The sequence below is a fragment of the Uliginosibacterium paludis genome (assembly GCF_039631355.1).
In the GTDB taxonomy this organism is placed as follows: Bacteria; Pseudomonadota; Gammaproteobacteria; order Burkholderiales; family Rhodocyclaceae; genus Uliginosibacterium; species Uliginosibacterium paludis.
The window spans coordinates 38,998-61,354 of the sequence record NZ_JBDIVF010000009.1; the positions used below are offsets into that span (position 1 = coordinate 38,998).

Consider the following 22,357-nt stretch of genomic DNA (forward strand, 5'->3'; position numbering starts at 1 on the left):
CATGGAGTTTTTCCACCCATCATAGCTGTTGGAAGAACGCAGTTCTCTTCTGGCCCCGCCTGCGCGCGGGGCCGCCTCGTCCTCGAGCGAGCGGTGGATTTCCCCATATCCTCCGCGCTGGAGGCCTCATTGCTGATCAAGGGGGAAGGGATGGCGTTTGTCATTCATACGACACGCTCGGTAAGCCAGTCCACGGTCCGCATGGTGACGACTCGCCAGATCCTGCTTGCGTCGGGAGTGGCCTGCGTTGTGCTGGCCAGCGCGTCCTTTGCGGCAGGCTGGTATATCGGACAGGACGGCGTGGCTGCACGCAGCAGCGCGCTCAAGGATTCGGATCCTGCGAGGGATCGGTTTGCTCTTGATCGCATCGGTAACGTTGCGGGTCGGCTGGTGACCCTGGAGTCCGAAGCGCGTACGCTGCTCAAGAAACTTTCTGCGCTTGAAGCGCTCGATTCACGCATCGAAAGCCTGCGGGGCGGCAAGAAGCCTCAATCCACGCGTCAGGGCAATGACGCTGGCGGCTTGGGAGGACAGGCTTTTGCAGCACAGCCCTGCCTGGAGCTCGATAGTCGCGCGGAGGTAAGTCCGGAGCTGATGGGCGGGGCCGAAGAGACGGTTGCCTGCCTGAAGAAAGTGCTGGAGCGCGTATCGGCTGCAACGGCGACGCGAAGCGTCAGCTACATGTCGATGCCGATTCAGCAGCCGGTGTCCGGCTCGCGTCTGGGATCTTCCTTTGGAAACCGGATTGACCCTTTCAACGGCGCCATAGCCTTTCATGCTGGCCTCGATTTTCAGGCGCCTGTCGGCACCGAGATCCGTGCAGCAGGTGGCGGACGCGTCAAGCGTGCTGCGTGGGCCAATGATCTGGGCTATCTGATTGAAATCGAGCATGGCAATGGCTTGATGAGCCGCTATGCTCATACCTCGAAGATGTACGTGAAGATGGGCGACCTTGTGGCGCCCGGGCAGTTGATCGCTCTGGTGGGGTCAACCGGGCGTTCCACCGGGCCGCATCTGCACTTCGAGGTTCTGCATGACGGAAAATTCGTGAATCCCGAGCAATATCTTGAAGTGGGGAGTCTGATTCCCGATGCCTGAAACCGGAACCGACGCGCTGACGCGCCGACTGGCCGGCAGGGAGTTCCTGCTGGTGCCGCGGTCAAGATCCGGCTTGTGGCTGGCTTTATGTGTCACCCTTCTGGCCGTTGCGGGCTACGCAGCGGCGTACGCAACCGGACATGCTCCGGGCCGGCAGCCGGATGGTACGCAGGATCAGAGCAAGCAGGAGGTTGTGCGGCTGACAGGCCTCAATCAACAACTCTCTCGCGAGCTTGAAGAACTCAAGATGCTTCAGGCTCACGACAAGGCTGCACTGGCTGCGCTGCAAAAAGACTATGCGGAGCAGGTCGAGGCGCTCCGGCAGGCGAATCGAAATCTCGCGTTTTATCGCAAGAATGCACCTGGATCGCCTTCAGGCGGCCAATGATTCTGGAGAAATGATGTTCAGCAAGAAAAAATCACCGGTCAAGCTCACGAAGCTTTCCAGTCTTGTAGCGTCGAGCATGGAGGTCAGGGGAGATGTCATTTTTTCCGATGGCCTCCGGATTGACGGCCATGTGAAAGGCAACGTGAATCCCGCTTCGGACGCGATGAATCTGCTGGTGCTGAGCGAGGTGGGCAGTATTCACGGCAATGTCTGCGCCTATGACGCGATCATCAATGGCACCATCGTGGGCGATCTGGAAGTTCTGCATTTTCTGGAGCTGCAGGAAAACGCGCGTATCACCGGCAACATCCGTTACCGCCAGATCCGCATGAATTGCGGAGCGTCGGTTGATGGCAAGCTGTCTACGCTGGAGGATCAGGCGGACATCACCAATGTTGTGGAGCTGGCCGCCAATCAGGCTGCCAAATAAGCATGCATCTGCAATGGTGGTACTGGATCGTGCTGGGCTGCATGCTCTGCCTGGCCGAGCTGGCCTTGCCGACGCTGGTGCTGGTCTGGCTCGGTCTGGCAGCTGTATTGACCGGCGTTCTCAGCGCCGTATTGCCGGTCACCCTCGTCGTTCAGGTGGCATTCTGGGGGGCGCTCTCGGTCGTGATGACCCTGGTGTTCCTGCGTTACTTCAAGCCACGCCCTTCGGACGCGGCGGCCGGGCGGTCCGATGAAATACTCAACGAGATCGGTCTCGTGACCCGTCCGGTCGAGCCGTGGTCGAAAGGCGAGATCCTTTTCCAGAAGCCGCTGCTCGGTGCCGATCGCTGGACCTGTGTTGCAGAGCAGGCGATTGCGGTCGGTTCCAGAGCCAAGGTCATTGCAATCGAGGGCAGTGTCCTGCGGATTGCAGCCCTCTGAGCCTGCGAGGCCTGAGTCTGCCGGTTTAGTCGCCCGGCAAATTCCGGTTGCCGACCGGGTGAATGACGAAGCGACCCGGGTCCAGCGCTGCGACCAGATCGCTCTCCAGCGGGAGGGCTTCCCCGCAGATCTGGGACGCCAGCAGTTCCGCACAAATGCTGCTCCAGACCAGACCCCTGGCGCCAAAGCCGGTAATCATCCACAGCCCGTCCGTTCGTGGCAGGGTGCCGAGATTGTAGCCTTGGCCGGAAATCGTCGCAGGAGCCTGTCCTACCATCGGCAGGCGATCAATGGATACCGGGCGAAGACTGACGCGGCCGTCCATTTCCGTGCTGGCTGTCAGCTCCTGCAGGCCCGGTAGCATGCGCCCCAGCTTTTCGAGATTCTCGGCATGTTCGTCTTCGCGCAGCGCGAGGTCGAAATCATCGACGACAAAGCTGGCGCCCAAAGCCGCGTGACCTCCGATGCCTGGCGTGATGTAGCCTTGTCCGCAGACGACGACACCGAGCGGCGCGAGCTGGGCCATGGGCAGATGGCTGACCTGTCCTCTTGCCGCCCGTAACGGTAGCCAATCGGCGCCCAGAAGACGTTTGGCGTCATGTGCGTTGGCGAGGATCAGATGTGGCGCCTCCGCGATACAGTGTCCATCTTCGGCCAGCGCTTGCCAGTGCCCGTCGTGAAACTTGATCCGCGCGACACTCGTGGACGCCCGAAGTCTTGCCCGCGTTCCGGCCTGTGCCAGATTGGCGGCCACCAGACTGCGCGGCTGTATCCAGCCTCCTTGCGGAAACCACCATCCACCGTAAGACGCCGTATGGCCGGCCTTGCGGGTTGCTTCTGCAGCATTGATCCAGTCGACATAGGCTGTCGGCCACTGGCGTGCGTCCAGCACCGAGCGCTGTTTCGTCTCCTGCTCGGCGCTGCGTGCAAGATGGAGTACGCCGCACGCTTCCCACAGTACCGGATGTTCGTTCCGGCTCAGCATGTCGAGGTGGCGAAGTCCATAGAGATAGCCCGCGCGCGTAATGCGGGAAATCGGGTTGTCGTCCTTGCTGGGCAGGGGGCGGAATGCACCCGCCAGATTGCCCGATGCCCCTTGTGCGATGTCTTCCCGTGCTTCGAGAATTTCAATCTCGAAATCCCGTGCGGCGAGTCGCTCTGCAATCGCCGCACCGGCGAGGCCTGCGCCGACAACCAGAGCCTTGCGTCGGGCAGGCGGGGCTTTGCGAGGTCGGGCGCCGCGATAACGGCCGCGAAGCATCTCGCGCTTGCCGGTGAATCCTTCGTCACGAAAGACTTCAAAACCCGCCTCGGCAAGCCCGTTCCGGACCATGGCTGAAACCGACCAGGTGGCCAGACGGGTGTCGGTATCGGAAAGCGAAGCGAGGGCGCGGAAGACTTCGACAGACCACATCTCCGGATTCTTGGAGGGCGAGAATCCGTCAAGAAACAATGCATCGGCCCTTGCATCGATTTTTTCGAGTGCCTCGACGCACTCCCCGAAAAACAGCGTCAGAACGACATGACCGCCGTCGAATTCCAGTCTGTGCGATCCGGGGAGCGGAAGTGGCCATTGCTCGAGCAGCGCGTTTTTCATGTCCGCGGGGAAAGGCGTTGACTCGAGGACCCGCGCAAGGTCGTCTCTGAGGAAAGGGTGTTTTTCCACCGACATGAAATGCAGACGTGCGCAGGACGTCTCATCGTCGCGCCAGGCTTGCCAGGTGGTTAGGAAGTTGTTGCCCAGGCCGAAACCCGTTTCGACAATGGTGAAGACTTCTCGCATCTGCCAGCGCTGAGGCAATTCGTTGCCTGCCAGAAACACATGCCGGGCTTGTCCCACCGCGCCGGATGTCGTGTGATAGACGTCCTCATAGATTTCGGAGCGAGGGATGCCTTCTTCGGAGAGGCTGTAGCGGGCTGGGGCAATGGAGCTCACGAGGGCGTGTCTTTCCTGGGAGTTGGCTGCAGGTATTCATGAGACCGTGCGGGATCTTCATGGATTCCCTGCAGACATAAAAAAACGCTGCCTGAAGGCAGCGTTTCATTCTAGCGATCCTGCTCAGAGCGGCTCATCTGTACCGATGGCAACCGAGTTGAAGCCGCCGTCGACATACATGATCTCTGCCGAAATGCCGGAAGCGAGGTCGGAGCACAGGAAGGCCGCGGCATTTCCGACTTCATCAATGGTCACATTGCGGCGCAGCGGGGCATTGCGCTCGTTGAATGCCAGAAGCTTGCCGAAATTGCCGATACCGGAAGCCGCCAGCGTGCGAATCGGACCCGCCGAGATCGCGTTCACCCGGATGCCTTCCGGGCCAAGCGAATTGGCCATGTAACGAACCGATGCTTCCAGGCTGGCTTTGGCAAGGCCCATTACGTTGTAGTTGGGGAGCGTACGCACAGCGCCGAGGTAGGACAGGGTCAAGAGCGAGGCATTGCGACCCTGCATCAGAGGACGTGCTGCTTTTGCCAGGGCAGCGAAGCTGTAGCTGCTGACTTCGTGTGCAGTGCGGAAAGCGTCGCGCGAAAAGCCTTCCAGGAAATCTCCCTTGAGCGCTTCGCCCGGCGCAAATGCCAGTGAGTGCACGATTCCGTCCAGGCCATCCCATGCCTCACCGATGTTTTCCATCAGTGCGACGATCTGCTCGTCGGACTGAACGTCACACGGGAAAACCTTGCTGCTTCCGAATTCGCCCGCCATCTTCGTGACGCGGTCGACAAAACGGTCGTTCTGATAGGTAAAGGCGAGCTCCGCGCCTTCACGATGCATGGCCTTGGCTACCCCGTAGGCGATGGATCGATCACTCAGCAATCCGCTGATCAGGATGCGTTTGCCTGCCAGAAAACCCATTCTTGTGCTCCGGTTATTCAAAAGAGCGATTATAGCGGGTCGTTCGCGACGACCCGCAAAATCGTCTTCAGCGCTGCATTACTCAACCTTGGCTTTGCTGACCAGGCTGTTCACATAGTTGCTCAGCGCTTGCTGCTCGAGCTCGCGACGCAGGTTTTCGGCGACTTCCTCGTACTTCGGCGGAACGGCTTGGCGCGTATCTTCCACCTTCAGCACATGGAAACCGAAGTTGCTCTTGACCGGAACAGCGGAGAACTTGCCCTTTTCGATGGTGGGGAGGGCAGCACCGATGGCCTCCGGAACACCCTTGGGCGATACCCAGCCAATGTCACCGCCGTTGTCCTTCGAGCCAGTGTCGTTCGATTCCTTGGCCAGGTCTTCGAAGCGGCTGCCTGCCTGCAGCTTGGAAATCAATGCCTTGGCGGCGTCTTCGGTATCCACCTGGATATGGCGAACGCGGTACTCGGTGCTGGCCATGTTCTTGACACGCGCGTCGTACTCGGCGCGAACCTTGGCTTCTGCCACCGGATTGGCGCGCATCCAGTCGTTGATGTAGCCACCGATCAGGATGCCCTGGCGCGCCACGTCCATGCGCACGAGCATTTCGGGCTTCTTGTCGAGCCCCTTCTTGCGGGCTTCCTGGGCGAGCAGTTCGCGGCGGACCAACTCGTCCTTGACGGCACGACGCAGTTCGTCGTTGTTGGGAGCACCTTGGGCGACTTGCTCGGCGACCATCAGATCGGCCAGCGAAGCAGGAATGCTGACGCCATTGACCTTGGCGATGGCTTTGGCCGGTTCGGCTGCTCCTGCGAGGCTTGAAATCAGGATCAGGCTTGCTGCTACACAACTCAACGTGGCTTTCATTGGGATTCCTGCAAGAGAAACAGAGTGGAAATGTGGAAGTGGCCGGTCAGGAACCGGATTCCTCCGGAGCGCGTGCGCTGATGGCCAGCGCATGGATTCGGGACGGCATGAGATCTGCCAGCAAAGCATGGATGCTGCGATGACGAGCGAGCGTGTTCTGCCCGGCAAACGCGACAGACACGATGCGGAGCTCGAAATGCCCGCCTCCTGCGCGCGCACCGGCATGGCCAGCGTGGCGGTGGCTGTCGTCGGTAATTTCAAGCTCAAGAGGCTCAAGGGGCGAGAGCCGACTGCGAATGATGTCGATCAATTCCATGGATCAGGCCGAATTGCCGTCGTCCGGCGATTGGGGCTTCATGTGGCGGGAAAGATAAACGCCCTGGGCAAGTGCAAACAGCAGCGTCAGCCCCATGCTGCCGAACAGCTTGAAGTTGAACCAGGCATTCTCCGAGAAATTGTACGCCACCACCAGATTGAGCGCGCCCATGCCGATAAAGAACAGCGCCCAGGCTGTGTTCAGCGTGTTCCAGGCCTTGCCGGGCAGTTCGATGCTTTCGCCCAGCAGTGCCCGGATCGGATTCTTGCCGAAAAATCTTGCACTCACCAAGAAGGAGAAGCCCATCAGCCAATAGACGATGCTGAACTTCCATTTGATGAAAGCCGGGTCATGGAACCAGACAGTCATGCCGCCAAACACGATGGCCGCGAGCAGGCTGAACCAGAGGACCTTGCTCACTTCCTTCTTTCGCGCAACGAGCCAGACGATCTGCGCCGCGATGGCCAGTACGACTACGACCGTCGCGAGCACGGTAGGGGCTTCGCGTGGACCAACGACGCCACCGGACACCATGAACCCGAACCATTCGGTGGCTTTCAGAGCTGCATACTCTGCGTTCGCCCTAGCGTACTGGAAGGTTGCATAAAAAAGCGCAACCGGAAAGAAATCGAAAAATAGCTTCATTTGGCGGCGGATTATAAACGAGGGGGTCGGCGTTGGATTGACCGTCCGGATGTAAGTTCAGCTCTTGCGCTGCAGTCGCACAAGCGCGCTCAGTCCTCCACCCGGGCGCGGCAGGAGGTCCAGCCCGCCACCGTGCATGCGGGCGATCCGGTCGACGATGGCGAGGCCGAGACCGGCGCCCTGCACGTTGCTGCGAGACGTACCCAGTTGCGTGAAGGGACGCTTGAGTCGCTCGACCTGTTCGGCCGGAATTCCCGGACCACGGTCTTCAACACAGATCGAAGCCATTTTGCCAGCAGTGCGCAGCGACACCTCGATTGCAGGCAATGCTCCGCCATGTCGGAGTGCGTTGTCGATGAGGTTGATCACCGCTCGTCGTACGGCCTGAGGGCGAATGCGGATTTCCAGGTGGCCCGTTCCGATCAGGCTCACGTTCGCATTGCGGTTCCGGTAGCCCTGGACGATCTGCTCGAGCATGGCATGCAGCTCGACGGATTCCTCGGGTTCGGCATGCTGGTCCCGCGCAAAGTCCAGAAACTGGTTGATCGTGCGGTCCATTTCCTCGATGTCGCCATTCATCGCGGCGAGGTCCTCGGCACGGGCGCCAGACATCTCAAGCCCCAGCCGGAGTCGTGCCAGAGGCGTTCGCAGATCGTGCGAAACGCCCGCAAGGATCAGCGCCCGGTCCGAATCCAGCTGCTCGAGGTCGCGTGACATCTGATTGAAGGCTGCAGCAAGCGTTGCAACTTCCTCCGGCCCCTGCTCGGACAATGGCGGCACCTGCTCGCCACGGCCAATGGCGCGTGCGGCATGCTCGAGCGCCTTGAGCGGCCGACCGATGCTCAGCACCAGAAGCCAGGCCGCTACCAGGGACCCCAGGATCGCGATGACTCCCCAGCCGAGCCAGCGGGTCGCCATGATGCGGCGCACGCGCTCCGACGGCAGCATGATCCAGTACTGGTCCTCCGGATCCATTTCGTCGAGCTGGAAGCTCACATAGAAGCCGGATTGTCCGTAGAGCTCCCCGGTAAACCGGGTGTCGTTGCCGAGCCGGCGGCGGACCTGCTCCTGCACGATCTGCATCGTGGCACCGTCGGGCAGTGCGACGAGGGCATCGTTAGTCTCGGCGGGATAAAGCCTTATGCCTTCAAGCGTATTGAGTTCAGCCAGGAGTGCGAGACGCTGGTCGGCATCGGCCGCGAGCAAGGCAGACCGGGTGAGATTGACGACGCTGACCACGAGTTGCGCCAGCTGCCGCGTTCTGGGCTCCATGACATATTGCCGATAGATCTGGAACCAGCCGGCAAGCGAGATGCCGAGCAGCAGGACGATCAGCAGGAAGGTTCGCCAGAGCAGGGTTCTCGGCCACGGGAAACGCATCCGGTTCAGTTTCCGTCAGGAACGAAAACATAGCCGAACCCCCAGACTGTCTGAAGGTAGCGTGGTTTGGCCGGGTCTTCTTCGATGAGCTTCCGCAGCCGGGATATCTGAACGTCGATCGAGCGGTCGAACGCGTCATATTCGCGTCCTCGAGCCAGCTCCATCAGCTTGTCACGCGAAAGAGGCTCACGCGGGTGCTGCAGCAGCACCTTGAGCAGGGCGAACTCGCCCGTCGTCAGTGCCTGGCTTTCGCCTTTGCGGGACAGCCTGCGCGTGGACAGATCGACTTCGATGTCGCCGAAGCTCACGAGCGTATTGCCGGCAGTCGGTGCGCCAGGCAGGGCGCGTGGCCGGCGTCGGAGGACGGCATGGATCCTCGCGACCAGCTCACGGGGGTTGAAAGGCTTGGGCAGGTAGTCGTCGGCTCCGAGCTCCAGTCCGACAATGCGGTCCACCTCGTCTCCCCGGGCGGTCAGCATCACGACGGACAGCTCGCTGCCTGCAGCTCGCAGGCGCCTGCAGATCGACAGTCCGTCTTCCCCCGGCAGCATGAGATCCAGCACGAGCAGATCGAAATGCTCGCGCGCCAGTGCCCGGTCCATCTGCGCGGCATCGGGAACGGTTTTCACGGCGAAACCCTGCTCTTCGAGATAGCGTTCGAGCAGGCTGCGCAGTCTGTTGTCGTCATCGACAACCAGAATTCTGTGACGGTCTGTATTCATGCCTGAATGCTAAGCAATGCCCGGCAGGCTGTCAGCAATCCCTGCCGGTCTTTGGTGAGCAATTGTGAGCATGGGGCCGTCCTGCAACATGTGCTTACATTTTGTGAGGGCAGGCTCGTTCGGACAAGTGATAATGGAAACAAGGGGCGGGCGATCCGAGTCGGCCCGGGAATCAGAGTGTCATGTCCGGTCGTTTGCTTGTCTTCCTGCTGGGTCTCTCCTGTCTCGCTCCGGCGTGGGCGAGGGACGACCGTCCGCAGCGCATGCAACCGGCCCGGGAGATGCAGGAACTCCGGCGAGAAAGGATGCGCGAGTCGCGGGACGAGTTCCGGGCCATGCGTGAGCAGCTGCGGGAGCAGTCGCCGCGCGACGGCGGAGGCGCTCGCCGGGACTTTCGCGATGAGGATGCACAGGGGCCACGAGGTCCCGCGTTGCGGCGACTCGAACCCGAAGAGCGGGAGCGTTTGCGACGCACGATGCGCGAGGCGGCGCGCGAGCACTACAGTCGTTGAGGGTGAGTCGGCCCGCGCTACGGTAGAATTGCGCGGAAATGAACATTCTCGCGCTGGAAACTTCCACTGATCTCGCGTCCGTTGCCCTGCAATGGAACGGACAACTCACGAGCCTGCAACTTCAGAGCCCGCCCGCGCACTCTGCGACACTGCTTCCGGCCGTCCGGCGTCTGATGGACGAAGCGGGCGCCAGCTTCAAGGGGCTCGACCGGATAGCATGCGGAACCGGACCGGGCTCCTTTACCGGTGTCAGGCTGGCGTGCTCGGTGGCTCAGGGGCTTGCGCTGGCGGCAGGATGCGGCATCGTTCCGGTCTGCAGCCTTCTTGCGCTGGCAGAGGGGAGTGGCTTCAGCGAGGTGTATTGCGCGATGGACGCACGCATGAGCGAAGTCTATGTCGCGGCCTATCGGGCTTCCCCGGCTGGATGGCAGGAGGTTGTAGCTCCCTGCTGTGTTCCGCCTGCAGCGACCCCCTTTCCTGGTAAGGGAGACTGGCACGGGGTGGGAACGGCTTTTTCAGCTTATCCCTCAGTCATGGAAGGCTGTCAGGCCTGGCTGCATGACGCGCCAGTTTTTGCACAGCCGGATGCCGGCGCAGTCCTCGCGTTGGCGCGGATCGGGGCTGTGATCGATCCTGCCGGACTCACGCCCGTGTATGTCCGTGACCGCGTGGCGCAGACCATTGCTGAGCGACTGGCCGCTGGAGGACGCGCATGAGCGAGGAGTTTCTCCCGATGCTGGAGTCGGATCTCGATGAGGTCGTGATCTGCGAGCAGGCTGCAGCCCGGTCTCCCTGGTCGCGCGGAAATTTTGCCGACGCGCTGGCGGCGGGCAACTCAGGCTGGATCCTGCGTTCCGGGGGCGTTCTGGTGGCCCAGGCTGTTTTCATGAGCGTGCTTGATGAGGCGCACCTGCTGATCCTGAGTGTGTTGCCTGAGTGTCAGGGGCGAGGTCATGGGCGGCGCATGCTTGAGTGGATCTGGAGCAGAGCCCGCCTGGCAGGGGCACACAGCATCTTCCTGGAAGTGCGGGCGTCCAACGCTCGGGCGATTGCTCTTTATGAGTCGCTTGGCTTTGCCTTGATCGGTCGCAGGAAGGCGTATTACGCCACCGAGGACCATGGGCGTGAAGATGCCCTCGTGATGAGCGCGGTGTTGTGATGGCGACCGCGACAAGAAGCAGGCTGCTTGCCGAGATGGGGATCAGACCCGTCTGGCGTTTGCGCGGACAGACCGATGACGAGGTGGTGCCGGCTGTTCCGGTCAGTCATGAGGCATCCGCTGTGCCACCGGTTTCCGAAGCGCCGGCCAGGGAACGTCCCCGGGTGGAGCGCAAGCCGCTTGTGATCGCGCCCTTGCAGCCCGCTCAGGCCGAAGCAAGGCCGGCCGAGCTTGTGTCCGGGCAGGATTCCGTTGCGAGCATGGATTGGGATGCGCTGGAGGCAAGTATCCGGGCGTGTACCCGTTGTGGTCTGCACCGCCAGCGCAAGCAGGCCGTGCCGGGCGTGGGGGACCGGTCGGCAAAATGGTTGTTTGTCGGGGAAGGGCCCGGCGCTGAGGAAGATGCGAAGGGAGAGCCGTTTGTCGGCGCAGCGGGCAAACTGCTGGACGCGATGCTGGCCGCCATGGGCAAGCGCCGCGGTGAAGATGTCTATATCGCCAATGCGGTCAAGTGTCGCCCACCCGGTAACCGAACGCCAGAACCTGAAGAGATTCGTGCCTGTCTGCCTTTCCTGCATCGGCAGATCGAGTTGCTGAAGCCCGGGATGATCATGGCCTTGGGGCGTCCTGCTGCTCAGAGCCTGCTTGAGCGGGAGATCAAGATTGGCCCGGCCCGAGGCAAGCGCTTTGATTTCAAGGGCATTCCGGTGGTGGTCAGCTACCACCCGGCCTATCTGCTGCGTACGCCTGCAGACAAGGCGAGAGCCTGGGAGGACATGTGCTTTGCCTCCAGCCTTGCCGAATCAGGTGGTGCGTCCAGCGCGGACTGACCCATTGCGTGCCGCCATCGGAATCAGGCGACGCCGCGTCTTTCAACTCAGTGGCAGCGATCGTCCAGCAAGGCGACCGAGTCATATTCCCGCTGGTTGGCGTCATGTCTGCGCTTGACCAGATACATGGCGCTGGCCATGAACACCGCAAACATCGCGATCACGATATTGACCGATAGCCCGAGCATGATCAGCAAGGCATAAAGGCCCGTCATGATCAGGATGCTGAGGTTTTCATTGAAGTTCTGTACGGCGATCGAGTGGCCGGCGCCCATCAGCACGTGGCCCCGATGTTGGAGCAGGGCATTCATCGGCACCACGAAAAAGCCTGCGAGCGCGCCGACTGCGACCATCAGCACCATGGCAAGCGGTACATGCCGGATGAAAATCATGGCCATGATGCCGACAGCCATCGCGATGCCGAGCGGAATGACCCGGGGTGAGTGCCGCAGGCTGATGAACTTCGCGGCGAGCACCGATCCGATAGCTACCCCGACCGCTACGACGCCCTGCATGTTGGTGGCCTGGGAAAGCGTGAGTCCCAGATTGACCTTGGCCCAATCCAGAACAATGAACTGGAGCGTCGCGCCAGCACCCCAGAACAGTGTGGTTACGGCCAGTGAAATCTGGCCGAGCTTGTCGCGCCAGAGCAGGCGCACGCAGTGATTGAACTCGTGCACGAGAAAGAGTGGATTCTTGCGCAGCGGCCGATGATCTACGCCGGTGTCGGGTACATACATGTTGAAGATCGCGGCGACCACATAGAGCAGACCGATGAAGAGCACGCTCAGATCAACGCTCGTATTCAGGATCGGACCTTGAGAAGGAATGTGGAGACTGTTGATCCACTGGAGGGTCGCCGGGTGGATCAGCGCGCCTCCCAGGAGGGTGCCGAGAATGATCGCGCCCACTGTCAAGCCCTCGATCCAGCCGTTTGCGATCACCAGTTTTGCCGGAGGCAACATCTCGGTGAGGATGCCGTACTTGGCGGGCGAGTAAGCGGCAGCACCGAGGCCGACCACTGCGTAGGCGAGCAGCGGATGGAGGTCGAGGAACATCAGGGCACAACCGACGACCTTGATCGAGTTGCTGATCAGCATCACGCGCCACTTCGGCATCGAGTCCGCAAAGGCTCCGACGAAGGCTGCGAGCAGGACATAGGAGATGGTGAAGAAAAACTTCAGCAGCGGGATCTGCTCGGCAGGAGCATGCATGTCCATGAGCAGTGCGATGGCTGCTATCAGCAGCGCGTTGTCTGCCAGCGCAGAGAAAAACTGCGCGGCCATGACAATGTAGAAGCCCAAACCCATGTAAGCCCTTTGGTCACCTGCCATATTGACAGTCGAGGGGGCGTTTATACCACAGTCGCCTTGCCAGTCCTCGTGCAAGACACATTGCGAATTCTTTGTTCTTTCGCAATCGACGCTCCATTGCAGTTTGCGTACAATAATAAATAACCTTTATCAGGGAGGTCGATATGGCTGATCGCAGACTTCAGGTTTTTCACGCTGTTGCAAGACATGGCTCCTTTACGAGGGCCGCAGAGACGCTGTACATGACGCAGCCCGCGGTGACCTTCCAGATCAAGCAGCTTGAAGAGCAGTTCAATACGCGTCTTCTGGACCGTGGGCACGGCCGGGTCACCCTGACACCCGCAGGCGAAATCGTTTTCGCCTACGCGGAGCGCATTCTTGGCTTGTCTGACGAAATGGAAACCCGCATAGCCGAGCTGACGGACGAGCTGACCGGCGTGCTGACCATCGGGACGAGTCAGACCATTGCGGGCTACTGGCTTCCAATGCTGCTGGATGCCTTCATCAAGAAGCACCCCCGGGTTGTTCCGCGAGTATTCGTGGCGAACTCAGAGAACATCGAGAACCGGGTGGCCGCCCATGAGCTCGACGTCGGGCTGGTGGAAAAGCAGTCGGATGATCCGACACTCGAATGCACGCTGGCTTGTCAGGATGAGCTCAAGGTGATCGTGCGCCAGGGCCATGAGCTGGCTTCCGCAACCTCGCTCAAGGCGACCGACCTGCAGGGTTTTCCGTTTGTCGATCGCGATCCGGGAGCGGCTATCCGTGCGCTCGCCGAGGATTTCTTCCGACGCAATGGTGTGGCGCCAGAAACCCTGAATCGTCGTGGCGAACTGGGTTCGCTTCCTTCGATCCTGCATCTGGTGAAACAGGGATTCGGATTCGCGATCGTGGCGAATGCCGCGCTCAATGATTACAACAATCGCGGGCTTGTCGGCATTTCGCTTGAGCCCCGGCTGTTCTCCTCCTTGAACGTGCTGGTGCCGAAAGACCGTTTTCGCGCACGTCTGCACTCGACCTTTGCCGAGTTCGCGGTAAACATGTTCAGCAACATGCAGGTGAAGCCTCAGGCTCCTGCTGAAGTAACCGGTCTGACGCAGTCCGGAGTTGCCGACTCATGAGCAGACCGATCATCGCGCGGATCGACACGGCAGCCTTCCGACACAATTACCTGCTTGCCAAATCACGGGCTCCCGGCGCGCGGGCCTGGGCGGTCGTCAAGGCGAACGCCTACGGGCACGGGCTCCTGCGTTGCGCGGAAGCCGTCCGTGACGTGGCAGACGGATTTGCCTTGCTTGAGATCGGTGAGGCCGTGCAGCTGCGGGATGCCGGTTTTCGTCAGCCCATCGTCCTCCTTGAAGGGTTTTTCGCGGAGGATGACCTGCATGCTGCATCGGAATACGGCATCAGCTCGGCCGTTCACGGCGAGGAGCAGCTGCGGATGCTTGAACTCAGCGAACTGAGCCATCCGCTGGATGTGTTCGTCAAGCTGAATACCGGCATGAACCGTCTGGGATTCTCGCCGGCACGGCTTCCTCAGGTGCTTGCACGTCTTCGCGCAAGCGGGAAGGTGGGCCAGATTTCGGTCATGACGCACTTCGCCTGCGCAGATGGGGAAGGGATCAAGGCGCAACTCACTTCTTTCGACGATGCCGTGCACGGCGCGGTCGTGCCTGTCAGCGTGGCGAATTCCGCGGCGCTGCTGCGTTATCCGGAAAGCCATCGTGACTGGGTGCGGCCCGGCATCATGCTTTATGGCGGATCCCCGATTCCCGATATCGAGTCGGCTGCTGCGATCGGCCTCAAGCCGGTCATGACCTTGTCGAGCCGGATCATCAGTGTCCAGGAAATCGGTGCGGGTGATGCGGTGGGCTACAGCGCAACCCTGCGCGCAGACGGACCGATGCGCGTCGGCACGGTGGCTTGCGGTTATGCCGACGGCTATCCGCGTCATGCGAATACCGGTACGCCGATTCTGGTGAATGGTCGCCGTACGCGTACGATCGGACGCGTCTCGATGGACATGCTGGCATGTGACCTGACCGGGATTGATGCCGGAGTCGGATCGGAGGTCACGCTCTGGGGCGAGGGCATGCCGGCGGACGAGGTGGCCGCTGCTGCGGGTACGGTCAGCTATGAGCTGTTCTGTGCGCTGGCGCAGCGCGTACCGGTTGTCGAGTTCTGATGGCACGCGGCAAGACCGTTTATATCTGTACCGAATGCGGCGCTCAGAGCCCGAAGTGGCAAGGGCAATGTCCGGGCTGTGGTCAATGGAATACGCTGGTCGAGGGCGTTGCCGAACCCGCTGCGGGCAGCGGAGGGCGCTTTGCAGCGCTGGCGGCCGGAGCAGGGCGCTTGCAGAAACTCTCGGAGATCAATCCCGAAGAATCTCCGCGCGAGCCGACGGGGATCGAGGAACTGGATCGCGTGCTGGGGGGCGGACTTGTGCCCGGCATGGTTGTGCTGATCGGCGGCGATCCGGGTATCGGCAAATCGACCCTGCTGCTGCAGGCGCTGACGCGGCTTGCTCCGACGCGCAAGGCCTTGTACGTATCCGGTGAAGAGTCGGCCGAGCAGATCGCGCTGCGCGCGCGACGGCTTCAGCTCGAGGCAGGTGACTTGCCCCTGCTGCCCGAGATTTCTCTCGAAAAAATCGTCGCTTCGCTGCAGACCATCAAGCCGGACGTGGTGGTGATCGATTCGATCCAGACGCTGTATTCCGAATCGCTTCAGTCGGCCCCCGGGTCGGTAGCACAGGTTCGCGAATGCGCGGCGCAACTGACGCGACATGCGAAGGCGACTGGGACCAGCATGGTACTGGTCGGACACGTCACCAAGGACGGCGCGCTGGCGGGGCCGCGGGTGCTGGAACACATCGTCGACACCGTGCTGTATTTCGAAGGCGATACCCATTCGAGTTACCGACTGGTGCGGGCCATCAAGAATCGTTTCGGAGCGGTGAACGAGCTCGGCGTGTTCGCCATGACCGACAAGGGTCTGCGCGGCGTCTCGAATCCGTCCGCACTGTTTCTCTCCCAGCACCAGCAGCCGGTGCCGGGGTCCTGCGTGCTGGTGACTCAGGAAGGGACGCGCCCCCTGCTGGTCGAAGTGCAGTCGCTGGTCGATTCGGCATTCGGCAATCCGCGCCGTCTTTCGGTGGGGCTCGAGCAGAACCGGCTGGCCATGCTGCTCGCCGTCCTGCATCGCCACGCAGGCATTCAATGCGCTGACCAGGATGTCTTCATCAACGCGGTCGGTGGCGTGAAAATCTCCGAGCCGGCCGCCGATCTGGCCGTGTCGCTCTCGATCGTGTCATCGCTGACCGGCCGCGCGCTGCCTCCGCGTCTTGTGGCGTTTGGCGAGGTGGGGCTTGCCGGCGAGATCAGGCCTGCGCCGAGAGGTCAGGAACGCTTGCGGGAAGCGGCCAAGCTCGGCTTCGAAATCGCCATGATTCCGGCAGCCAATGCACCCAGGCAGCCGATTGAGGGCATCCGCGTGATTGCGCTGGATCGCATCGAAGATGCATTTACTGCACTGCGGGAATTTTGAACTTGTTTCAGTGCTGACTGGCGGGTAAGCTCGCGCCGCATCTTAAACAGCGTCGACCAGGGGATACGGATGAAGAAAAAATGGCTGATCGGAAACTGGAAGATGCACGGCAACCTTGCCAGCAACAAGGCGCTGGTCGGCGGCATCCTGGCTGCGGTGCCGAGTCTGCATGAGCAGGTTTCCATCGCGGTTTGTCCGCCGTTCCCCTATCTGTATCAGCTCGCCGAGCTGACCCGGGATACTTATCTGGGCTTTGGCGCGCAAAACGTTTCCGACCATCTTCAGGGGGCCTATACCGGCGAAACATCTCCTCTCATGGTCAAGGAGCTGGGCGGCAGTTACGCCATCATCGGCCACTCCGAGCGGCGGCAGTATCAGGGCGAGAATGACGGCCTCATGGGGCGCAAGGCGCTCGCCGCCATTGATGCCGGCCTGATTCCGGTGATCTGCGTCGGAGAGACCGCGGAGGAGCGCGATTCAGGGCGCACTCATGAAGTCCTGGCACGCCAGCTTGATGCGGCGTTCGGATATATCCGCACGGCGCATGACAAGATCATTCTCGCCTATGAGCCCCGCTGGGCGATCGGTACCGGCATCGCGGCCACGCCCGAGATCGTTCAGTCCGAGCATGAATTCCTTCGCCAGCGCATTGCCATCCGCGACAAGGCCTTCGCGGCAAAGCTGCCGATCGTCTATGGCGGTTCGGTCAAGTCCAGCAATGCAGCGTCCATTTTCTCCATGCCTGATGTTGACGGTGGCCTGATCGGCTCGGCCGCGCTCAATGCGCAGGAGTTCGTCACCATCTATGGCGAGTTGCTCAAGGCCATCGTTCCGGCAAACTCATGAGGCAGATCTTTCTCGATACCGAAACAACCGGTCTGGATTGGCGAGGCGGCCAGGACCGGATTGTCGAAATCGGGTGTGTGGAAATGATCGACCGGCGGCTGACCGGTCGGACCTACCACGTGTATCTCAACCCCCAGCGCGAGGTGGGGGATTCGGAGCGGATTCACGGCCTGTCTGATGAGTTTCTGGCGGACAAGCCGCTCTACAAGGCTGTTGCGAAAGAGTTTGAAGACTTCGTGACGGGTGCAGAGCTGATCATTCACAACGCCGCTTTCGATACCGGCTTCCTGAACATGGAGCAGGATCGGATCGGTCGGCCGAAGGTCACGGTGCTTTGTCCCGAGGTGCTGGATACGGTGAAGCTTGCCAAGGAGATGTTCCCTGGCAAGAAAGCGTCGCTGGACGCCCTGTGTGACCGCTACGGCATCAACAACTCGCACCGCACCCTGCACGGCGCCTTGCTTGACGCGGAGTTGCTGGCCGAGGTCTATCTGGCCATGACGCGTGGTCAGGAGAGCCTTTCGATCTGGGATGAGGCGCCTGCACAGGAGTCGAATACCAGCGAGTTGCAGGTCGAGGTCAGGAGTCGTGGTCTGCGCGTGCTTCGCGCAAACGATGAAGAACTTGCCGGTCACGCGACGGTACTCGCGGAGATTGCCAAGAAGGCAAACTGCCTCTGGTTGCCGCCAGCGCCCGCGGCGGAGTAAGCGCTGCCTTACTTCGTCCAGTAGCGCTCCGGGTCGATTTCAACTTTCACCTGCTCGCGCGCAAGCATCCGGGTGACGGCGTATTCCTTGCGCGATGTGTTCCTTGGCAAGGGAGCGCCGTATGACGAGCCCGCCGGGCTCAGCAGGCTCACCACGTCCGGCGCGTGCGCGAGTTTGCCGCGCTTGAGGACCAGTGCGACTTCGCCGTTTTCCAGTTGTACGAAACTGCCCGGCGGATAAATGCCTACTTCCTTGATCAGCGCGGCGATGACGGGATTGCGCTGATCGGCGGTAGAGGCCAGAAACATGGCCCGGGCGGCCTCCGACGCGGTCACCGGCTTGCGTGCGGCACGCGGGCTGACCTTGGCCGAGAAAGTGTCGGCAGTCTGGATCAGCAATGCTTCCTCGCTCGGCGTGGTGATCCCGAAAGGGTAACCGCCTCCCCCCGGCGCCTCATGATGTTCGAGTACCGCGCGCAGCCATACCGCGTCACTTACGCCGGCGCTCGTCAGCATGTCGTGGCCGAGTTTGGGGTGTCGCCGGATTTCTTCGCGCTGGGTTGCAGACGGCGCGATCCGCTGGCGACAGAGCTTCAGCTGCAGATCGATCATGCCGAGGTTCTGGGTGAGCGCTGCGCACACCAGGCTGCGGCGTCGCTCTGGAAGCCACCCGAGTCGTTGTGCGACCAGTTCGCACAGCACGGCAACATGCGCGCTGTGCGCGATGGGGTAACGCTGCTGATCGCTCAGTATCAACGCTGCAAGTGCGGTGTCCGCACTGCGTCGTGCCATGTCCTGGATCAGTCCGGACAGCGAAGCAAGCTGCGCGGGAAAGTCTTCCTGCAGACGGATTTTTTCGAGCAGCACTTCCGTTTCATCCAGAATGCTGCGCCAGACCTGAAACGGTCTGTACGCCTGACTCGGTGGCCGGGTGCGGGAAGGCGGTGCAACAGGCGATTCGGCGTAGAGACCGCGTGCTGCCAGGACTTGCCGCTGTGATTCGCGTGTAATGCGAAATCCCATGCACAGCAGGAGTTGTCCGTGCTCGTCAAACACATTCCAGGGCAGGGGGGCATTCAGCTCGAGCTGGTCGATGTGAATCCTGGATCGATGCATGGTGAAGGAGACTCCTCTGACAGACGCCCGCGCATGTTCGCCCGGGCCTGACGGTTCTACTCCGGATGAGGTACCGCACGCCTGCGCATTTTGCGCTGCACGCGGAGAGGCGATGTGAAAAAATGCGCACCTTGGATTGAACAGCCGGTAACGACATGAGCCAGAAACAGTACGACGAATCCTCTTTCCGTGTTCTCAAGGGGCTCGAACCCGTTCGTGAGCGCCCGGGCATGTACACGCGCACGGATTCGCCCTGTCACATGATTCAGGAGGTCATTGACAACGCCGCGGACGAGGCGTTGGCTGGCTTCGCCAAGAGTATTCATGTGCAGGTGCTGCGTGATGGCTCCATCACGGTTACGGATGATGGCCGTGGTATTCCCGTGGGGCCACATCCGGTCGAGAAAGTGCCGGTGGTGGTGCTCGCTTACACGGTGCTTCACGCGGGCGGCAAGTTCGACAAGAAGTCCGGCAATTCGGCTTATGCCTTTTCAGGCGGTCTGCATGGCGTGGGGGTGGCGGTCACGACCGCACTCTCCCTGCGCGTGGAGGTTGAGGTCAGGCGCGAAGGCAAGATCCATCAGGTGAGTTTTGTCGATGGTGGACGAGAAATCGGTGAGATCGTCGAGGCGGGTAACTGCGGTCGGCAGACCGGAACGCGGGTTCGGGTGTGGCCGGATGGCCGATATTTTGACTCGCCCCGGGTGCCGATGAATGAACTTGAGCGCCTCTTGCGCTCGAAAGCCGTTCTCCTGCCTGGTGTGCGCGTGATCCTGGAGATCGAGCAGGCCGACGGTTCTTTCAGCAAGCAGGACTGGCGCTACGAGGATGGCTTGCCCGGCTATCTGCGCGAGATGATGAATGGCTTCGAGCCTCTCGTTCCGGTTTATTCGACGGAAAAGTACGCGGGCGAAGATGAGGATTACGCGCCCGGAGAGGGCGCCGCCTGGGCCATCGGCTGGTTCGATGGTCACCAGATCGGTGAGAGCTATGTCAATCTGATTCCGACCGTGGCCGGCGGTACGCACGAGTCAGGTTTGCGGGCCGGCGTTTTCGAAGGCGTTCGCAACTTCATCGAGCATCACAGCCTGCTGCCAAAGGGAGTCAAGCTTCAGCAGGAGGATGTTTGCGGGCGAATGAGTTTCGTGCTGTCCGCCCGGCTGCTCGATCCGCAGTTCCAGGGGCAGGTCAAGGAAAAGCTCAATTCTCGCGAGGCGGTGAAGCTGGTTTCGTCGATGCTGCTCAATCCGTTCGAGGCTTGGCTGAATCAGAACGTCGAGCAGGGCAGGGCGATCGCTGATATCGCGATCCGGCAGGCGCAGTCCCGTCTGAAGGATGCGCAGAAGGTCGAAAAGCGCAAGAGCAGCGGCGTTGCCGTGCTGCCCGGCAAGCTCGCGGATTGCGAAAGCGGGCGCATCGATGAAAATGAGTTGTACCTCGTCGAAGGGGACTCGGCAGGTGGTTCTGCCAAGCTTGCGCGCGATCGCGAGACGCAAGCCATTCTCCCTCTGCGCGGCAAGGTTCAGAACGCCTGGGAAATTGACCCGAACAGGCTTTTCGCCAACGCCGAGATCCATGACGTCTCCGTTGCCATCGGCGTCGATCCGCACAAGGCGGACGCACCTGATGCCGTCCTGGCCAATCTTCGCTACGGCAAGATCATCATCATGGCGGACGCTGATGTGGATGGCTCCCACATTCAGACGCTCCTGCTCACGCTTTTTCTGCGCCACTTCCCGCGTCTGGTTGCGGCTGGCCATGTTTTCATCGCCTTGCCGCCGCTGTATCGGGTGGACGTACCCGCGCAGGGCAAGAAACGTCCTCCCAGAAGGTTCTACGCACTGGATGACGGCGAGCTGACTTCGATCCGGGATCGTTTGATCAAGGAAGGTTTCAGGGAGGATCAGCTTGAGGTAGGTCGCTTCAAGGGGCTGGGAGAAATGCAGCCCGCGCAGCTCAAGGAAACGGCCATGGCTCCGGCAACGCGTCGTGTGCTTCCGGTAACGCTGGGCGAGCTCGCGCACGCCGAAATCGACGCGCTCTTTGACTTGCTCATGGGCAAGGGCGAGGCCTCTGGGCGGCGTGCCTGGATGGAGCTCAAGGGCAATCTCGTCGAAGCGGATCTGTGATGGAACACTCCGAACTGCCCCGGGAGTTCGGTGGGCGTCGCTATCACGCCTACAACGACTGGGTCAGGCGTGAGCATGGCGGTCGTCTGCAGAAAATTTCCATCGATGCCGGCTTTACCTGCCCGAATCGCGATGGCAGTCTCGGCACAGGTGGCTGCAGCTTTTGCAACAACGACGGATTTACGCCCTCTTATCTGCGGGAGCAGCCGCGGCTAGAGGATCAGATCGAAACGGGTCTGACCTTCATGCGCCGTCGCTATCCCGAAACGAAGCGCTTTCTGGCCTATTTCCAGAGTTACTCGAATACCTACGGTGAGCTGGATGTAGTCAAGAGTGCCTATGCGGCGGCGCTGGCGCATCCCGGAATTGACGGTCTGGTGATCGGAACCCGACCTGACTGTCTGTCCGACGAGATGCTTGACCATCTCGCCATGCTTGCCCGGAAACATGTCGTCGAACTGGAGATCGGTATCGAATCCTGTTCTGACGCGGTGCTGCGGGAATGTCTGCGCGGACACGATTTTGCGAGCACGCAAAGCGCGATTCGTCGTGCGGCGGCGCGCGGGCTTTTCATTACCGGCCACTTGCTGGTCGGATTGCCGCGGGAGACGCGTCAGAGTCTGATTGACGGCGCGCGCGAGCTTTCGGCGTTGCCGATCGATGCGCTGAAATTTCATCAGCTCCAGATCGTCCGGCATACGCGGCTTGCGGTGCAATATCAGCGTAATCCGGATAGCGTTCCGCTGCTCTCCCCGGACGAATATGTCGATCGGGTCGTGGATATGCTCGAGCTTTTACCTGCGCATATGAAGGTGCAGCGGCTCGGGAGTGAAGTGCCTCCCTCGCTACGGGTTTCTCCTGATTGGGGGCTGCGTTTATCGGCTTTTCCTGCCTTGCTCAACACCCGCTTCAAAGCCCGCCAGACCTGGCAATCCCGTCTCGCTCCGGTTCGCGAAGGGCCAGTTGCCTGAAAATTTGATCAAACGACGCTGCAGCCCAGAAAAAAGTGCTTTTTCGGCGACAGAGGGACTATACAGCGCCCGACAAGGCTCTATACTCGGCC

Annotated in this window: 24 protein-coding genes; 15 read left to right on the forward strand and 9 right to left on the reverse strand. The window is 61.0% G+C overall.

The window, feature by feature from the left end; all coding sequences use genetic code 11:
- Positions 1-93: 93 nt before the first annotated feature.
- The 4 genes from ABDB87_RS16915 to ABDB87_RS16930 are packed head-to-tail and all read left to right on the forward strand — an operon-like array spanning position 94 to position 2,356.
- Positions 94-1,098 (forward strand): M23 family metallopeptidase, encoded by a 1,005-nt coding sequence (locus ABDB87_RS16915; RefSeq protein WP_345929229.1) that lies wholly within the window; start codon positions 94-96, stop codon positions 1,096-1,098.
- On the forward strand, positions 1,091-1,486 hold the full coding sequence (locus tag ABDB87_RS16920) for a hypothetical protein (RefSeq protein WP_345929230.1): 396 nt from the start codon (positions 1,091-1,093) through the stop codon (positions 1,484-1,486). Before ABDB87_RS16915 ends, ABDB87_RS16920 begins: the two co-directional genes overlap by 8 nt.
- 10 nt (positions 1,487-1,496) lie before the next feature.
- A complete protein-coding gene (locus ABDB87_RS16925; protein ID WP_345929232.1) occupies positions 1,497-1,916 on the forward strand; it encodes a bactofilin family protein in 420 nt (139 codons plus the stop codon).
- 2 nt (positions 1,917-1,918) lie between these two features.
- On the forward strand, positions 1,919-2,356 hold the full coding sequence (locus ABDB87_RS16930) for an NfeD family protein (RefSeq protein ID WP_345929234.1): 438 nt from the start codon (positions 1,919-1,921) through the stop codon (positions 2,354-2,356).
- Between the two features lie 25 nt (positions 2,357-2,381).
- Here the strand turns inward: ABDB87_RS16930 and mnmC are convergent, their stop codons facing one another.
- The 7 genes from mnmC to ompR form a co-directional block, all read right to left on the reverse strand.
- On the reverse strand, positions 2,382-4,292 hold the full coding sequence (gene mnmC / locus ABDB87_RS16935) for a bifunctional tRNA (5-methylaminomethyl-2-thiouridine)(34)-methyltransferase MnmC2/FAD-dependent 5-carboxymethylaminomethyl-2-thiouridine(34) oxidoreductase MnmC1 (protein WP_345929236.1): 1,911 nt from the start codon (positions 4,290-4,292) through the stop codon (positions 2,382-2,384).
- A gap of 123 nt (positions 4,293-4,415) precedes the next feature.
- Positions 4,416-5,207 (reverse strand): enoyl-ACP reductase FabI, encoded by a 792-nt coding sequence (locus ABDB87_RS16940; RefSeq protein ID WP_345929237.1) that lies wholly within the window; start codon positions 5,205-5,207, stop codon positions 4,416-4,418.
- A gap of 78 nt (positions 5,208-5,285) precedes the next feature.
- A complete protein-coding gene (locus tag ABDB87_RS16945) occupies positions 5,286-6,071 on the reverse strand; it encodes a peptidylprolyl isomerase (RefSeq protein WP_345929239.1) in 786 nt (261 codons plus the stop codon).
- 46 nt (positions 6,072-6,117) lie between these two features.
- On the reverse strand, positions 6,118-6,387 hold the full coding sequence (locus tag ABDB87_RS16950) for a BolA family protein (RefSeq protein WP_345929241.1): 270 nt from the start codon (positions 6,385-6,387) through the stop codon (positions 6,118-6,120).
- 3 nt (positions 6,388-6,390) lie between these two features.
- Positions 6,391-7,032: a septation protein A gene (locus tag ABDB87_RS16955; RefSeq protein ID WP_345929243.1), complete on the reverse strand. Its 642-nt coding sequence runs from the start codon at positions 7,030-7,032 to the stop codon at positions 6,391-6,393.
- Between the two features lie 57 nt (positions 7,033-7,089).
- Positions 7,090-8,412, reverse strand: coding sequence for an ATP-binding protein (locus tag ABDB87_RS16960; RefSeq protein WP_345929245.1), 1,323 nt, complete (start codon positions 8,410-8,412; stop codon positions 7,090-7,092).
- Positions 8,413-8,417: 5 nt separating this feature from the next.
- Positions 8,418-9,134, reverse strand: coding sequence for an osmolarity response regulator transcription factor OmpR (gene ompR / locus ABDB87_RS16965; RefSeq protein ID WP_345929247.1), 717 nt, complete (start codon positions 9,132-9,134; stop codon positions 8,418-8,420).
- Between the two features lie 182 nt (positions 9,135-9,316).
- Between ompR and ABDB87_RS16970 the strand changes: the two genes are divergently transcribed.
- Genes ABDB87_RS16970 through ABDB87_RS16985 form a run of 4 tightly spaced genes read left to right on the forward strand, consistent with a single transcriptional unit; the run spans position 9,317 to position 11,635 of the window.
- Positions 9,317-9,646 (forward strand): hypothetical protein, encoded by a 330-nt coding sequence (locus tag ABDB87_RS16970; protein ID WP_345929249.1) that lies wholly within the window; start codon positions 9,317-9,319, stop codon positions 9,644-9,646.
- Between the two features lie 38 nt (positions 9,647-9,684).
- Complete coding sequence (tsaB, locus tag ABDB87_RS16975) at positions 9,685-10,362, forward strand: tRNA (adenosine(37)-N6)-threonylcarbamoyltransferase complex dimerization subunit type 1 TsaB (protein WP_345929251.1); 678 nt, start codon at positions 9,685-9,687, stop codon at positions 10,360-10,362.
- On the forward strand, positions 10,359-10,805 hold the full coding sequence (gene rimI / locus ABDB87_RS16980) for a ribosomal protein S18-alanine N-acetyltransferase (RefSeq protein WP_345929253.1): 447 nt from the start codon (positions 10,359-10,361) through the stop codon (positions 10,803-10,805). The genes tsaB and rimI overlap by 4 nt, the downstream gene beginning before the upstream one ends.
- 35 nt (positions 10,806-10,840) lie before the next feature.
- Positions 10,841-11,635: a uracil-DNA glycosylase gene (locus ABDB87_RS16985; protein ID WP_345929255.1), complete on the forward strand. Its 795-nt coding sequence runs from the start codon at positions 10,841-10,843 to the stop codon at positions 11,633-11,635.
- 47 nt (positions 11,636-11,682) lie between these two features.
- On the opposite strand, the gene lplT is transcribed toward ABDB87_RS16985, so the two are convergent.
- Positions 11,683-12,945 (reverse strand): lysophospholipid transporter LplT, encoded by a 1,263-nt coding sequence (gene lplT, locus ABDB87_RS16990; protein WP_345929257.1) that lies wholly within the window; start codon positions 12,943-12,945, stop codon positions 11,683-11,685.
- Between the two features lie 167 nt (positions 12,946-13,112).
- On the opposite strand from lplT, the gene ABDB87_RS16995 reads away from it, so the two are divergent.
- The 5 genes from ABDB87_RS16995 to dnaQ all read left to right on the forward strand — a co-directional run bounded on the left by ABDB87_RS16995 (position 13,113) and on the right by dnaQ (position 18,050).
- Positions 13,113-14,069, forward strand: coding sequence for a LysR substrate-binding domain-containing protein (locus tag ABDB87_RS16995; RefSeq protein ID WP_345929259.1), 957 nt, complete (start codon positions 13,113-13,115; stop codon positions 14,067-14,069).
- Positions 14,066-15,133 (forward strand): alanine racemase, encoded by a 1,068-nt coding sequence (gene alr, locus ABDB87_RS17000; protein ID WP_345929261.1) that lies wholly within the window; start codon positions 14,066-14,068, stop codon positions 15,131-15,133. The genes ABDB87_RS16995 and alr overlap by 4 nt, the downstream gene beginning before the upstream one ends.
- Positions 15,133-16,497: a DNA repair protein RadA gene (gene radA, locus ABDB87_RS17005; protein ID WP_345929263.1), complete on the forward strand. Its 1,365-nt coding sequence runs from the start codon at positions 15,133-15,135 to the stop codon at positions 16,495-16,497. Before alr ends, radA begins: the two co-directional genes overlap by 1 nt.
- 69 nt (positions 16,498-16,566) lie before the next feature.
- A complete protein-coding gene (tpiA, locus tag ABDB87_RS17010) occupies positions 16,567-17,343 on the forward strand; it encodes a triose-phosphate isomerase (protein ID WP_345929265.1) in 777 nt (258 codons plus the stop codon).
- Positions 17,340-18,050, forward strand: coding sequence for a DNA polymerase III subunit epsilon (gene dnaQ, locus ABDB87_RS17015; protein ID WP_345929267.1), 711 nt, complete (start codon positions 17,340-17,342; stop codon positions 18,048-18,050). The genes tpiA and dnaQ overlap by 4 nt, the downstream gene beginning before the upstream one ends.
- Before the next feature lie 8 nt (positions 18,051-18,058).
- Here the strand turns inward: dnaQ and ABDB87_RS17020 are convergent, their stop codons facing one another.
- On the reverse strand, positions 18,059-19,165 hold the full coding sequence (locus ABDB87_RS17020; RefSeq protein ID WP_345929269.1) for an HD-GYP domain-containing protein: 1,107 nt from the start codon (positions 19,163-19,165) through the stop codon (positions 18,059-18,061).
- A gap of 155 nt (positions 19,166-19,320) precedes the next feature.
- Between ABDB87_RS17020 and ABDB87_RS17025 the strand changes: the two genes are divergently transcribed.
- Positions 19,321-21,294 (forward strand): DNA topoisomerase IV subunit B, encoded by a 1,974-nt coding sequence (locus ABDB87_RS17025; protein WP_345929271.1) that lies wholly within the window; start codon positions 19,321-19,323, stop codon positions 21,292-21,294.
- Positions 21,294-22,265, forward strand: a complete 972-nt coding sequence (gene mnmL / locus ABDB87_RS17030) for a tRNA modification radical SAM protein MnmL/YtqA (protein WP_345929273.1) — start codon at positions 21,294-21,296, stop codon at positions 22,263-22,265. The genes ABDB87_RS17025 and mnmL overlap by 1 nt, the downstream gene beginning before the upstream one ends.
- The last annotated feature ends 92 nt before the right edge of the window (positions 22,266-22,357 follow it).

Coding starts and splice junctions, on each gene's coding strand:
- rimI (WP_345929253.1), top strand. CDS start 10,359: ATGAGCGAGGAGTTTCTCCCGATGCTGGAGTCGGATCTCGATGAGGTC.
- ABDB87_RS16920 (WP_345929230.1), top strand. CDS start 1,091: ATGCCTGAAACCGGAACCGACGCGCTGACGCGCCGACTGGCCGGCAGG.
- tpiA (WP_345929265.1), top strand. CDS start 16,567: ATGAAGAAAAAATGGCTGATCGGAAACTGGAAGATGCACGGCAACCTT.
- ABDB87_RS16945 (WP_345929239.1), bottom strand. CDS start 6,071: ATGAAAGCCACGTTGAGTTGTGTAGCAGCAAGCCTGATCCTGATTTCA.
- ABDB87_RS16940 (WP_345929237.1), bottom strand. CDS start 5,207: ATGGGTTTTCTGGCAGGCAAACGCATCCTGATCAGCGGATTGCTGAGT.
- ABDB87_RS16970 (WP_345929249.1), top strand. CDS start 9,317: ATGTCCGGTCGTTTGCTTGTCTTCCTGCTGGGTCTCTCCTGTCTCGCT.
- tsaB (WP_345929251.1), top strand. CDS start 9,685: ATGAACATTCTCGCGCTGGAAACTTCCACTGATCTCGCGTCCGTTGCC.
- mnmL (WP_345929273.1), top strand. CDS start 21,294: ATGGAACACTCCGAACTGCCCCGGGAGTTCGGTGGGCGTCGCTATCAC.
- ABDB87_RS16960 (WP_345929245.1), bottom strand. CDS start 8,412: ATGCGTTTCCCGTGGCCGAGAACCCTGCTCTGGCGAACCTTCCTGCTG.
- ABDB87_RS16930 (WP_345929234.1), top strand. CDS start 1,919: ATGCATCTGCAATGGTGGTACTGGATCGTGCTGGGCTGCATGCTCTGC.
- ABDB87_RS17020 (WP_345929269.1), bottom strand. CDS start 19,165: ATGCATCGATCCAGGATTCACATCGACCAGCTCGAGCTGAATGCCCCC.
- lplT (WP_345929257.1), bottom strand. CDS start 12,945: ATGGGTTTGGGCTTCTACATTGTCATGGCCGCGCAGTTTTTCTCTGCG.
- dnaQ (WP_345929267.1), top strand. CDS start 17,340: ATGAGGCAGATCTTTCTCGATACCGAAACAACCGGTCTGGATTGGCGA.
- ompR (WP_345929247.1), bottom strand. CDS start 9,134: ATGAATACAGACCGTCACAGAATTCTGGTTGTCGATGACGACAACAGA.
- radA (WP_345929263.1), top strand. CDS start 15,133: ATGGCACGCGGCAAGACCGTTTATATCTGTACCGAATGCGGCGCTCAG.
- alr (WP_345929261.1), top strand. CDS start 14,066: ATGAGCAGACCGATCATCGCGCGGATCGACACGGCAGCCTTCCGACAC.
- ABDB87_RS16955 (WP_345929243.1), bottom strand. CDS start 7,032: ATGAAGCTATTTTTCGATTTCTTTCCGGTTGCGCTTTTTTATGCAACC.
- ABDB87_RS17025 (WP_345929271.1), top strand. CDS start 19,321: ATGAGCCAGAAACAGTACGACGAATCCTCTTTCCGTGTTCTCAAGGGG.
- ABDB87_RS16985 (WP_345929255.1), top strand. CDS start 10,841: ATGGGGATCAGACCCGTCTGGCGTTTGCGCGGACAGACCGATGACGAG.
- ABDB87_RS16995 (WP_345929259.1), top strand. CDS start 13,113: ATGGCTGATCGCAGACTTCAGGTTTTTCACGCTGTTGCAAGACATGGC.
- ABDB87_RS16950 (WP_345929241.1), bottom strand. CDS start 6,387: ATGGAATTGATCGACATCATTCGCAGTCGGCTCTCGCCCCTTGAGCCT.
- ABDB87_RS16925 (WP_345929232.1), top strand. CDS start 1,497: ATGATGTTCAGCAAGAAAAAATCACCGGTCAAGCTCACGAAGCTTTCC.